Raw genomic sequence first — 12675 nt, forward strand, 5'->3', positions numbered from 1 at the left:
GCCGCCTAAAACGGCACGTTCGGATCGTCTTCGCCCGGATCGCCAATTTCCAGACCGGCGAAGTCGAACACACGCGGATCATGCAGATGGCTCGGCCGCACGGTGGCGAGCGCATGGGCCATCACCTGCCGCACGCCCGGCTTCTTCTTCTCCCACTCGTCCAGCATTTGCTTCATCGCCACGCGCTGCAAACCGTCCTGGCTGCCGCAGAGATTGCAGGGGATAATCGGGAACGCCATCGCCTCGGCAAACTTCGCAAGATCGTCTTCCGCCGCCGTAATCAGCGGGCGGAGCACAAAGACGTCGCCCTCGTCATTCAGCAGTTTTGGCGGCATCGCGGCGAGCCGCCCGCCATGCACGAAATTCATCATGAAGGTTTCCAGCGCATCGTCCCGGTGATGGCCGAGCACGATGGCATCACAGCCTTCCTCCCGCGCGATGCGATAGAGAATGCCCCGGCGCAGGCGGGAGCACATGGCGCAGAAGGTCCGTCCTTCCGGCACCTTCTCGGTCACGATGGAATAGGTGTCCTGCGTCTCGATCCGGTAGCGCACGCCAACCGTGTCCAGCCAGTCAGGCAGGACATGTTTCGGAAAGCCCGGCTGGCCCTGGTCCAGATTGCACGCGACCAGGTCCACCGGCAGCGCGCCCTGCCATTGAAGATCCAGCAGCACGGCCAGCAGGCCATAGGAATCTTTGCCGCCGGACAGGCAGACCAGCCATTTCGGCCGTTTCGCCTCACCGGCATCCACCGCCCGTCGGTCGACCATCTTGTAGTCATCAATTGCTTTCAGCGCGCCGCGCACCAGCCGCTTGCGCAGCTTCTTGAAGCTGACACCGGACGGCGCATCTGCGAACAGCGGCGGTGCCGCGGTGAAGGTGGACGTATCATCTGCCATGCGCGCCCTATCTCACGGGCCGGGTTTCCCGCGCAAGCGTTTCGCGCGGTTGGCCGGTCAATCCGCAGCGCTTACCTGTTGCTGGTAACGCGCGGTAAGTTCGACCATGGCGAGCGCCAGGGCGTGGCCCGCAAGGCCGACCGTCCACCAGATTGTCGGCGTCAGCATGGCATAGCGCTCTCCGCCAATGCTCAGGCTGATTCCCGCGAAGACGATCATGCCGAACAGATAGCTGGCCAGATGGATGAAGAAGCCGAGCCGCATCGCGGCGGTCGCCTTGGCGTTCTTTTCGCGGATCATGGCCTCTGCTTCGGTCTTCGCATCCACCGTCAGCGCCATGACATCGACGTTGAACGCCGCCGCCAACGCCTTCAGGGAGTCGCCAGAGGCCTTTTCGCCCGTCTCGATCCGCTGCACCGTGCGCACGCCAATCCCTGCGAGCTCGGCCAGATGTTCCTGTGACCAGTGGCGCTCTTCGCGCCAGCGTTTGATTTTAGCGGCATCAGCATCGAATTGCATGTGTGTTCCCCTTCCATGGGCTGTTTGTAACCGCGTTCAGAATGGGGAGAAAGCCCTTGTCCAGCCACGTCATGACGCCGTCACGAGCCTGCCAGAGGCCCGCCAGCGACCCGTCACAGGGCCGCCAATCGACTGAATTGTCAGGAAATTCGGGAGGACGCCGCGCTAGCGCGCCAGAAACGGAATCCGGAACATGCGTTTCAGCTTCCACCAGAAGCGCAGGCGCGCATTGTTCGGTGCATCATTGTGGCCGCGCGGGATGAGGATGTCATTCATGCGCGGCTGGTAGCGGCGGATCAGGTCTTCCTCGATCCGCGCGCGATCGGATTCCTTCTTGATCACCAGCACGTGCCGCTCGGTCGCGCCGCGCTTCCACCAGGCTTCCCACCAGCGTTCATGGCCGATCAGCCGGTTCTTGAAGTTCGCGGCCTTGCCGATGTAGAGCGGGAACAGGAAGAAGACGAAGCGGCGCTGCACGAACACATAGACGCCGCCCTGATCCGGCAGGCCCTTGGGCGTCAGCGTGATCTTGAAGCGATACGGCCTCCCGGATTCGCCCCACCACGTATGCCATCCGAACAATATCCACATGAGCCTGACCCTCCACAATTGCGCGAAGCTCTCCTGCAACGGTTAATCAGCCGTTAAATTGTGGCCGGATCAGGGGCCTGCGGAGGAGATTTGCTTACAGGATCGCCCAATTGGTTAAGACCGGGCCGACCACGGGTTCAGGCGCGCGCTCAGGCCCGCGTCAGGGCCCGTTTCACCGGGGCAAAGCTCTGGCGGTGGTGCGGGCAGGGCCCGTGCTCTGCCAGCGCTGCGGCATGGGCCGCCGTGCCATAGCCCTTGTGCCGGGCAAATCCATAGGCCGGGAAGGCGGCGTCCAGTTCCTTCATCAGCGCGTCGCGCACCGTCTTCGCCAGGATCGACGCGGCGGAGATTGCCGGCTCCGTCAAATCGCCCTTCACGATGGCCTCCGCGCTGCAGGGGAAGCCCGCGGGCAGGGCGTTGCCATCCACCAATATGTGCCCCGGCACCAGGCCGAGCCCCGCCACGGCCCGCTCCATCGCCAGGAAGGTCGCCTGTCTTATGTTCAGCCGGTCGATCTCTTCCGGTGTTGCATGTGCCACGCTCCACGCCGCCGCACGCTCTCGGATGAGGGGGGCCAGCGCGTCGCGCCTTGCCTCGGTCAGCTTCTTGGAATCGGTCAGGCCCTCAATGGGCTGTGCCGGGTCCAGGATCACCGCGCCGGCCGTCACCGGCCCGGCCCAGGGCCCCCGGCCCGCCTCATCCACACCGGCAATGATCAGCGTTGTGTTCGTCATGGCGCCAGAGAAACGCGAGTCGCTCTTGCGCTCCAGCGCGCCTCGGGTCTCTATAGCAGCCATGACCCAGCCTTATCGCATCCAGATGCACGAAACCGGTGGCCCGGACGTGCTGCAAGTTGAAGACTTCATCCCCCGCAAGCCCGGCCCCGGTGAGGTCACCGTTCGCCAGAGCGCGGCGGGCCTGAACTTCATTGACACCTATCACCGCACCGGGCTGTACCCCGTGCGCTTTCCCTTCACGCCCGGACAGGAAGGCGCCGGCGCCGTGCAGGAAGTGGGCGAGGGCGTCACCCATCTGAAGCCCGGCGACAAGGTGGCCTATCTGGCCAGCGGCACCTATGCCAGCCACTTCACCGGCCCGGCCGAGCGGATGATTCCCCTGCCGGACAGCATCACCCCGCAGGATGCCGCCGCCGTTCTGCTGAAAGGGCTCACCGCCTGGGCGCTCTTGTTCGAGGTGCGCCCGCTTCAGGCCGGGGAGACGATCCTGGTCTGGGCTCCTGTGGGCGGCGTAGGCAGCCTGCTGGTGCCGTGGGCGGCCAGCCTTGGCGCGCGCGTCATCGCCGTCACCTCAACGGAAGCGAAGGCCGAAAAGGCCAGGGCGCTGGGCGCGTCAGATGTGATCATCGGCTATGAAGGCGTGGCCGACAAGGTGCGGGAGCTGACCGGCGGGCGCGGCGTGGACGTGTCCTATGACAGTGTCGGCCGCATCAGCGCGGAGGAAAGTCTGAACAGTCTGCGTACGGCAGGCTGGTTCGTCACCTATGGCAACGCCTCCGGCCCGGTTGAGCCGATCCCGCCCGGCCGTCTGGCGCAGGGCGGCTCGCTCGTCATGACGCGGCCAACCCTGTTCAGCTTCATTCAGGATGCGGAAAGCCTGACGCGCGGCGCCAGCCTCCTCTTCAGTGCCCTGAGCTCTGGAATCCTCAAAGCCGACATCGGCCAACGCTTCCCGCTCTCCGAAGCCGCGAAGGCCCACGAAGCGATAGAGAGCGGCACGACAACCGGGGCGACGGTGCTGGTGCCTTAGGAGAAATACAGCTTTTCAAGAAACGCGGATCGGTGCAACCTGCCCCCTACTTTAAGTGGAGGTGCTTGTGGGTAATGTTGGCGAATTTGCAGGTGTAGAGGAATACATAAATGTTCGGCGAAAGCGGGCGAGGAGATTATTGAAGCAGGTCAACGCTGACTTCGTCGAGACTGTCATAGACTCTCCTAAAATTCAATCTGCAGAAAAGCTATGGCAAGAGCTGCGCTCTTTAAACTCCGCGGTCCCTTGCGAACTTGTGCCCAAGCTTGAAGAGGCGCTTCAATGCGCTTGGTACGCTCTTTGGAAAGCACGCAATTATTCAGTGATGGGATGGAAGAAGCGGCTGGCACCAAAGCTCACGAATTTCGGTCCGGGTAATCTGAACTATCTCATCCAAGAAATGATGCAAACCGGAGTTGAGGTAGATGGCGTGGTTTGGCCGCGTACGCATCAGGTGCCCTTCGACTCGACTGGCCAAGTGCGAGAGTTGAAAAGCGGAAGTATATCTCAAGAATTCGAACAGATACTGCGGACTATGGGTCTGGAATTTTCATTAATCTCCGAAGGATTGGTTGCGGGGTCGGAGTCCGTATTTAATTTTTTGCCGGACCACACTTCATTGGAATACGCGGCGCTTTTCAGCAACGTTCCCGCTCGGCAATCGAAAGTTAGTAGACTTAGTAACTGCCTCATTTTGAATGTCGAACTGTTTCATTTAAAAGCCGCTAGTATCAAGGATTCAGCCGCACTTTCCAGCACTTCTGTTCAGGTCAGATCTGTGCCGATTGCGTCCGACGCTTTCGAGAATAGTCTTTTCTTGGGTGGGCTGGTTCTGAACAAAGTCGTCGCGTCACCAGACCCTAGCGGAGAAGTTTCTTTTTTAAGAAACAGTACGGTTTTCGGTAGGCTGACACTTAAGAGTGTCGATTTGAAATCTAGTTTTGTCGTGCCTAAGAATAGGGCGTTTTCTGAGTTTTGCATTCTCGATTCCGAGCTAAAACATCCAATTCGCGTTGAAAGATGTTCACAAGGTATCGAGCCGTTAGTATTGAGAGTTTCTTCTGAGGCAAACTCGATCAGTAAGTTAGCGGACTTTATTTTGGAGGGTGTTGAGCTTCGATCACTATCGATAAAGGATGCAGTTTTTTCAGGCGAAGTGAACCTGAACGACACTTACTGGCTGGAGTCCTGCTCCATACTCAAGAGCACATTCGCGTCGAACTTTTCCTGCGAAGATATGAGATTTGGTCCGGAGGCCAACGATGTCTGTTTTGAGGTTCTCGATTGTGCATTCATTCAAGGCGAGACAGAGGTAGCAGGAACATCTCAAGCGATATTCCGAAATTCGACGTTTCCTAAACGTGTGGATTTTTCTAGAAGCAAGTTCGAGGTCCCTGTAAGTTTCGAGGGAGCAGAATTTCATCAAGAAGCCGCTTTCACTTGTGCTCTGTTTGAAAAGCATGCGAATTTCGGTTCAAGCGATAGGCGGGCTACCATATTCTTTAAGGACGCTGACTTCAGCTTTCCAAAGCTTGATAGTGAATCTTCCACAGGGGCTATTACTTTCTTGAACGCGGAGTTTCGGTCAAATGTAGACTTCAGCAATCGTAGGTTTGACAACTTGACCGAATTCGAATCGGTCAAGTTCAACAGCGCCCCCAGTTTCCACGGAGCAACGTTCCACCAGAATGTCAGCTTCAGGAATTCAAGATTCCAATGGCGCAGATCACGTCCTCTGCATCCCATTGCGATCGGAATCAAATTTCGTTGTCTAGTCTGGATCGGCAAAGTTTGGCGTTTTGCGACGGCTTTATGGACGCGTGGTATGGCGTCTTACACGCTCCCTCCGGAGCTCGAGCGACATAATCGATACTGTAAGAAAACCACAAGTAGTTTTCGAACGTTGCGGCAAGCTATGCAGTCCAATGACGATACGAGACAGGCGGCCATATTTCACAGAGAGGAGTTAAGAGCGAGGCATAGCCGGTTCGGTGATCGAGAGGTGACTAGGTTCGAGGTTTGGGTCGGAGCAATTTATAGCTTAGTGTCAGACTATGGAGAAAGCGTGTTTCGTCCGCTGGCAGTTATGATTGCTTCTCTTTGCATATCGGCGATTTTTCTGGCTGAATTTTCAGGTGCAGGGGGGAGATTTATACGCCCGGCATTTGGTAACGCGATAGAAATTCAGTTTCGGCCCTTTTACCACTTAAATCCAACCTTTGGACGAGCAGAGGCTATGGGGGTAAACGATCCCTGTAGCAATGATATTAACGCGGCGCTACATGCGAAAGATGCCTCAGGTCTCACAACCTATTGTTTTTCGATTATGGCGATTAGAAACAATGAATTCGCATTCAAACTTACGGTAATCGTACAGTCGCTGATAACGCTTATGTGCCTCTTTTTGGTACTATTAGCGGTGCGCCGAAAGCTACAAATGTAAGCTCTAGACTCTCTAACATTTGATTCCTTATCCGTCGCACAAACCCGCCCCATATCCTTGCGGGCATGTTCGAGCTGGAGGATCTTACCAAGCGTGCGCTGGCCTCGGCCTGGCCTTTTGTGGCCGGGCGGATGGCGGCGGTGCGCGAGGCGCTGAGCCCCGGCGAGGATGGAACTGTGCCGCGTGCGGTATATTTTGCGAGCCTGCGCACGCTGCGCGCTCTGGAATCCCTGGTCCGCCGCATGCTCTATCTCATGTCGCTGGAACTGGCGGTTCAATGGGCCGCGCCAAAGCCACGCGCGGCGGGCCCGCTCGTCCCCGGCCCGGCTGGCGAAGCGTCTGGCATCCCGGCGGGCGACCCGCCACCGCGCAAGCTGGCGCTGGCCGATCCGATAAGTCTCTATATTCCGCCGCCGGACCCGCCGGTGAAATACGGCCCGCGCCCCTATATCACCATCATCGGCATGCCCCGCGCGCCAGAGCCGGAAGGGCCGCCAGACTGGGTGGAGGCAGCGCCTCTTCTGGCGCGGCTCTCCCGTCTGGTCGAAACCTGCGCCGCGCGGGATAAGGAGGCCGGGCGCATGGCGCGCTGGCAGGCGCGGCGACTGGCCCTGATGAAGGCGGGCCAGCGCGGGCGCATTCATCCGCTGCGCACGGGGCGCCCACCGGGCTATGCCACGGCCCGGATGCGGCGGGATGATCTTCAGAAAAAGCTGAAGGATTTCTGGTGCTTCTGCCATTGGGCGGATGAGGCGGCCTATGCCTCCGCGCGTGCCGCCGATGGGGCATCGGCCCCGGCCTGACCGGGGCGTCTTTCCTGAAAATTACTGTGTCATCGGGCCCGCCTGGGCCCTGCCTGCTCGGGTGCGTGAGGGTGGGCAGGCAGGGCTATGGGCGGCGGGGTGCAGTTGATGGGAACCGCCCATTTTCATCTCGAAGGTCATGGGAATTTGCAGGTGCCATGACGCCCGGGAGGGGGTGACGCGCATTCCGGGAGAGGGGAAAGGTGTTCGCGCCACAGGGGAAATATGCCCCATGACGGATGAAGGGATGTTTGCCGGATCGCGTGGAATTGACGGCGTACGCGCAAGGCAGCGCTAACCATGCCGGTGGATTATGGCGTATCCTGTAGCTGCAGCAACAGCGCCGGGTCTATGTAGAAGTCTCCGCCGCGATTGTCGGAGTCCGGATTTCGCCATTTCACGGCCCAGTGCAAATGCGGCCCGGTCGTGCGGCCGGTGTTGCCTGTCTTCGCCAGCAGGTCTCCGGTCTGGACGATGTCGCCCGCCGCCACGTCGACAGAAGACAGGTGCATGAAGACCGAGACCAGGCCATGCCCGTGATCAAGGAACACGGTGCCGCCCTCATAATAGAGATCCGGATCGGCCAGCACGACCACGCCCGGCGCCGGCGCGATCACCTCCGTGCCCACCGGCGTCGCCATGTCATATCCGCGATGCACTGAAGTGCTCTCGCACGGCTCCCCGGTCACCTTTGAGACGCCAACATATTTCCGCGTCGGCCCGAACGGCGAAGATGTTGGTGCATCAGAGGGCTTCACGAACCCCTCCAGCGCGCCGGGGCCGGGATTGAAGCTCGCAAACGCTTCCTGCTTCTTCACCCAGCTGCGCGAGGCATGTGCCTTCTGCTCGGCAGAGCGGGCGTCCACCTTGTCACAATCAAAGCCCGAGATTTCGCGATAGTCATCCTTGCGCGGGGCGATGGCCAGATCTCCGAACGCGCCGCTATCATGCGACCAGCCAATGACGCTTGGGGCCGACGTGCTGATCCCGAATTGGGCCGAGCCCATGTCACTGACCGTCAGCTTCGTGCCCGCTACCGTGAACACGCTGCCCGGCGCGCCGGAGCAGATCACCAGTCCGCCTTGGGTCAGTACCCCATCGCACATCGGCGCAGGCGTGATTGCGGTATTGTCCTGACTGGCTGTGGGGGCAGGCGTCTCTGCCACCGCGCAGCCCATGATCAGTGTCGATAGCCCGGCCAGCAGCGCGCGCCGCATCAGCTGCCCGCCTTGACCATGCGCTGGCTCGCCGCCTCTGCATCCCAGTAGGCTTCCTGAAGGTCGACGCTCCAATAGCGCAGGGCCTGCAAGGGAATTTTGCGGCCCGTCACCGCGCAGGTGACGTAGTCTCCGGGCGAGATCATTTCGATGTCGGCATCAAGATAGCGAAGACGGGCTTCGCCGGCGGGGCGGCTGGATCGATCTAGCATGCGCGCGAGCATGCCTGAAATGGGCAGAAAAGAAAAGATGCGCCGCGCAGAAAGTTTCCTCTTTGTTCCGCGGAACAAATATGGTACATCCGAGTCAGAGATGGCAAAAGGGGGCCTTGCCAAATGCGGCCTCATGGTAGACCTAAGGAGACGACTCATGGCCAAAGCGGCGCTTCAACTCGTGGACAAGGACTCAGGCGTGGATAAGCAGAAGGCTCTCGAAACAGCGCTCGGCAATATTGAACGATCCTTCGGCAAGGGCTCGGTCATGCGGCTCGGCGACAAGAAGGTGATGGATGTCGAAGCGGTTCCCACCGGATCGCTCGGCCTGGATATCGCACTCGGCATTGGCGGTTTGCCCAAGGGCCGCATCATTGAGATCTATGGTCCGGAAAGCTCGGGTAAAACGACGCTGTCGCTGCACAGCGTAGCCGAGGCGCAGAAGAATGGAGGCGTCTGCGCCTTTATTGATGCCGAACACGCGCTGGACCCGGTATATGCTGGCAAACTTGGCGTGGATCTGGATGATCTTCTCGTGTCCCAGCCTGATACCGGCGAGCAAGCGCTGGAAATCGCGGATACGCTGGTGCGTTCCGGCGCGGTGGATTTGCTGGTCATCGACTCGGTCGCTGCCCTGACGCCGCGCGCTGAACTTGAGGGCGAGATGGGTGATTCCCTGCCGGGGCTTCAGGCCCGCTTGATGAGCCAGGCGCTTCGCAAGCTGACTGGCTCCATTTCCAAGTCCAAATGCATGGTGATCTTCATCAACCAGATCCGGATGAAGATTGGCGTCATGTTCGGTAGCCCGGAAACCACGACGGGCGGTAATGCCTTGAAATTCTACTCATCTGTTCGTCTGGACATCCGCCGTATCGGCGCGATCAAGGATCGTGATGAAGTGATCGGTAACCAGACCCGCGTGAAAGTCGTCAAGAACAAGGTGGCGCCGCCTTTCCGTCAGGTCGAATTCGACATTCTTTATGGCGAAGGCATTTCCAAGACGGGTGAGTTGATTGATCTCGGTGTGAAGGCTGAGGTGATTGAAAAGTCTGGTTCCTGGTACTCCTATAAGGGCGAACGCATGGGCCAGGGCCGCGAGAAGACACGGAATTTCCTCAAGGAAAACCCCGCTATCGCGGATGAGGTCGAGGACGCGATCCGGCGCAATGCGGGCCTGCTCGCAGACGAACTTCTCAATGCCGGCATGGAGTCTGAGCAGGATGACGATCTGCCGGACGCCGCCGAAGGGTGATCTGATATGCTCTGAAATCTGGCAATTCAGGGCATGATCTCTCACATTTCAGGTCAATGAACTGTCCCTTTGTGGCGCACCCCGCTTGGCGCGCCGCGAAGGGACCTTTATATCGCCGGTGTAATATTTGTGCCGATTCATTCGGCCCAACCCTCATCGCAAGGACACAGTGTTGCCCATGACCGGCGTAAACGAGATTCGCGAGACCTTTCTCTCCTTCTTCGAGAAGCGAGGTCATTTGCGTCAGGCGTCCGCGCCGCTCATCCCACAGAACGACCCGACGCTTCTGTTCGTGAATGCCGGCATGGTCCCGTTCAAGAACATATTCACCGGGGCCGAAACGCCTCCGGGGCCGCGGGCAACCACGTCCCAGAAATGCGTGCGCGCGGGCGGCAAGCACAATGATCTCGACAATGTCGGATATACTGCGCGTCACCACACATTCTTCGAGATGCTGGGTAATTTTTCATTTGGCGATTATTTCAAGGAAGACGCGATCGCGTTCGGATGGGAGCTGTGCACCAAGGAGTTCGCGCTCGATCCGAAAAAACTGCTCGTCACAGTCTATGCCGAAGATGACGAAGCCGCCGCGATCTGGAAAAAGGTTGCCGGATTTGATGACAGCAAGATCATCCGGATCGGCACATCCGATAATTTCTGGTCAATGGGCGATACCGGCCCGTGCGGCCCGTGCTCGGAAATATTCTACGATCATGGCGAAAGCGTTCCTGGTGGCCCTCCCGGTAGCCCGGATGAGGATGGCGACCGGTTCATCGAAATCTGGAACCTCGTCTTCATGCAGTTCGACCAGCAGGCCGACGGCACACGCAAGAACCTGCCCAAGCCATCGATCGATACGGGCATGGGGCTGGAGCGGATCTCTGCCGTGCTTCAAGGCTTGCACAATAATTACGACATTGACCTGTTCCGCAATCTGATCGCCGCCGAGGAAGACCTCTATGGCTCGAAGGCCGCTGGCGATCAGCTGGCATCCTTCCGCGTGATCGCAGACCATTTGCGTACGTCGGCGTTTTTGATCGCCGATGGCGTACTGCCGTCCAATGAAGGTCGTGGTTATGTCCTGCGCCGCATCATGCGCCGTGCCATGCGGCATGGTCATCTGCTCGGCGCGCGCGCGCCGTTGATGTACAAACTGGCGCCAGCACTGATATCCGAAATGGGCGCGGCCTATCCTGAGCTTGGCCGGGCCAAGGCGGCAATCGAGTCCGCTCTGGAGCAGGAAGAAGCCCGCTTCCAGCGTACGCTGGGCAACGGACTGTCCTTGCTCGACAAGGAAACCGCGAACATGAAGGCGGGCGATGCGCTACCGGGCGATGTGGCTTTCAAATTGTCGGACACGTACGGATTTCCACTTGATCTGACGCAAGACATTCTGCGTGGGCGAGATATGGGTGTCGATGTCGCCGGGTTCGAGGCTGCACTGGAGCAACAGCGCCAAGACAGCCGCGCAGCGGGTTTCTCCTCGGGAGATCAGGCTGCGGAGGATATCTGGTTCCGTGTTCGCGATGATGCTGGTGCCACCAAATTTACCGGTTACGACAGCACAGATGGAAAGGGGAAGCTGGTTGCGATTGCGGCCGGCGGAGCGCGCGTGGATACATTGTCACCAGGCGCAGCCGAGATCGTGTTCGATACAACCCCATTTTATGCCGAGTCTGGAGGGCAGGCGGGAGATCATGGTGAAATCGTCTTCGCGAACGGAGCGCGCTTCATCGTGCGTGATGTGCAAAAGCGTGCTGCTGATCTACATGTGCATATTGGCGAACTCGTTTCCGGTGAAGTGAAGCTGGGTGAGTCCGCAGACCTTCGCGTAGATGCGGAGCGTCGACGCGCCATCATGGCCAATCATTCGGCCACTCACATCATGCATGCGGCCCTGCGCAAGGTGCTGGGTGAGCACGTCACGCAGAAAGGGTCCCTCGTCGAGGCAGATCGATTCCGGTTTGACTTCTCCCACAATGGCCCAATGAGCCAGGCTGAGATCGAGGCCGTGGAAGACGAAGTCAACGCCCAGATCCGTGAGAACATGCCGACGGGAATTCAGGTGACTTCGCCGGACAAGGCCATCGAAGCAGGTGCCTTGGCTCTGTTTGGTGAGAAATATGGCGATGAAGTTCGTGTGCTGTCCATGGGCACGGGCGATGCGCGGCGCTACTCGGTTGAGCTGTGTGGCGGAACGCATGTGGAGCGGTCTGGCGATATTGGCCTTTTTGTCATTACGTCAGAGAGCGGTGTATCGGCAGGTGTGCGCCGGGTGGAGGCCGCAACAGGCGCAGAGGCAGTTGCCTTCCTGAAAGGACGTGCGCAGATCGCGGTCGATCTGTCTGAAAGCCTGAAAGTTCCGCTCAAGGATGTTCCGCGGCGCGTGGCGGCTCTGGGAGACGAGCGCAAGGCGCTGGAGAAAGAGCTTGCCGAAGCCAAGCGCAAGCTCGCCATGGGCGGCGGCGGGGCTGCTCCTGCCGGACCGGAAGAGATCAATGGCGTCAAGCTGATGGCACGTATTGCCGAAGGTGTCGGCGGCAAGGAATTGCGTACGCTGGTCGATGAGGCCAAGGCGCAGATCGGTTCCGGCATTGTCGTTTTCGTGGGCGTCGCGGACGGTAAGGCGGGCGTTGCCGTTGGCGTAACCAAAGACCTGACCGACACTTACTCTGCTGTCGACCTGGTGAAAGCGGCCAGCGAAGCCCTCGGCGGCAAGGGCGGTGGCGGCCGACCTGACATGGCCCAGGCCGGGGGGCCGGATGCGGACAAGGCAGACGAGGCGCTGGCAGCCGTGCGTGCCGCGCTCGCAGGCTAGGCGGCCAGGCCAGCAATTGACTCAAACGGCGGAGCCCCTATGTAGGGGCTCCGTGGTGATTTGGTCGGTCGGCTTGCAGCCACGTTAAACAACTTGCTAAAAGGCTGCGCGGATATTCCGAACACCCTCACGGCAAGAGTCCGGCTGGCCAGAA

The 12675-nt window shown here is 59.5% G+C and carries 11 protein-coding genes and 1 riboswitch; of the genes, 5 read left to right on the forward strand and 6 right to left on the reverse strand.

The window, feature by feature from the left end; translation table 11 throughout:
- Nucleotides 1-5: 5 nt before the first annotated feature.
- From ttcA to rnhB, 4 genes are all read right to left on the reverse strand, one after another.
- The gene (gene ttcA / locus HY36_RS11875) at nucleotides 6-899 is read right to left on the reverse strand and encodes a tRNA 2-thiocytidine(32) synthetase TtcA (RefSeq protein WP_051602755.1); all 894 of its coding nucleotides are present in this window, start codon (nucleotides 897-899) and stop codon (nucleotides 6-8) included.
- A gap of 57 nt (nucleotides 900-956) precedes the next feature.
- Complete coding sequence (locus HY36_RS11880) at nucleotides 957-1418, reverse strand: helix-turn-helix domain-containing protein (protein ID WP_035553022.1); 462 nt, start codon at nucleotides 1416-1418, stop codon at nucleotides 957-959.
- Between the two features lie 165 nt (nucleotides 1419-1583).
- Nucleotides 1584-2009, reverse strand: a complete 426-nt coding sequence (locus HY36_RS11885) for a GIY-YIG nuclease family protein (protein WP_035553025.1) — start codon at nucleotides 2007-2009, stop codon at nucleotides 1584-1586.
- A gap of 149 nt (nucleotides 2010-2158) precedes the next feature.
- Nucleotides 2159-2743: a ribonuclease HII gene (gene rnhB / locus HY36_RS11890; RefSeq protein ID WP_035553370.1), complete on the reverse strand. Its 585-nt coding sequence runs from the start codon at nucleotides 2741-2743 to the stop codon at nucleotides 2159-2161.
- Between the two features lie 61 nt (nucleotides 2744-2804).
- Here rnhB and HY36_RS11895 point away from each other — a divergent pair, with 61 nt between their 5' ends.
- The 3 genes from HY36_RS11895 to HY36_RS11905 all read left to right on the forward strand — a co-directional run bounded on the left by HY36_RS11895 (nucleotide 2805) and on the right by HY36_RS11905 (nucleotide 7022).
- Nucleotides 2805-3776 (forward strand): quinone oxidoreductase family protein, encoded by a 972-nt coding sequence (locus HY36_RS11895; RefSeq protein WP_035553028.1) that lies wholly within the window; start codon nucleotides 2805-2807, stop codon nucleotides 3774-3776.
- 67 nt (nucleotides 3777-3843) lie between these two features.
- On the forward strand, nucleotides 3844-6219 hold the full coding sequence (locus tag HY36_RS11900; protein WP_155841891.1) for a pentapeptide repeat-containing protein: 2376 nt from the start codon (nucleotides 3844-3846) through the stop codon (nucleotides 6217-6219).
- 65 nt (nucleotides 6220-6284) lie between these two features.
- Nucleotides 6285-7022 carry a hypothetical protein gene (locus tag HY36_RS11905; protein ID WP_035553033.1) on the forward strand — a complete coding sequence of 246 codons (738 nt, stop codon included), beginning with the start codon at nucleotides 6285-6287 and terminating at the stop codon, nucleotides 7020-7022.
- 311 nt (nucleotides 7023-7333) lie between these two features.
- On the opposite strand, the gene HY36_RS11910 is transcribed toward HY36_RS11905, so the two are convergent.
- The gene (locus HY36_RS11910) at nucleotides 7334-8239 is read right to left on the reverse strand and encodes a M23 family metallopeptidase (protein ID WP_035553035.1); all 906 of its coding nucleotides are present in this window, start codon (nucleotides 8237-8239) and stop codon (nucleotides 7334-7336) included.
- Nucleotides 8239-8451, reverse strand: coding sequence for a DUF2093 domain-containing protein (locus HY36_RS11915; RefSeq protein WP_035553373.1), 213 nt, complete (start codon nucleotides 8449-8451; stop codon nucleotides 8239-8241). Before HY36_RS11915 ends, HY36_RS11910 begins: the two co-directional genes overlap by 1 nt.
- Nucleotides 8452-8608: 157 nt before the next feature.
- Between HY36_RS11915 and recA the strand changes: the two genes are divergently transcribed.
- Complete coding sequence (recA, locus tag HY36_RS11920) at nucleotides 8609-9703, forward strand: recombinase RecA (protein WP_035553375.1); 1095 nt, start codon at nucleotides 8609-8611, stop codon at nucleotides 9701-9703.
- Between the two features lie 178 nt (nucleotides 9704-9881).
- Complete coding sequence (gene alaS, locus HY36_RS11925; RefSeq protein ID WP_035553037.1) at nucleotides 9882-12521, forward strand: alanine--tRNA ligase; 2640 nt, start codon at nucleotides 9882-9884, stop codon at nucleotides 12519-12521.
- A gap of 42 nt (nucleotides 12522-12563) precedes the next feature.
- A riboswitch (SAM riboswitch) is annotated at nucleotides 12564-12641 on the forward strand.
- Nucleotides 12642-12675 lie beyond the last annotated feature (34 nt).

This window comes from Hyphomonas atlantica corrig., from assembly GCF_000682715.1.
In the GTDB taxonomy this organism is placed as follows: Bacteria; Pseudomonadota; Alphaproteobacteria; order Caulobacterales; family Hyphomonadaceae; genus Hyphomonas; species Hyphomonas atlantica.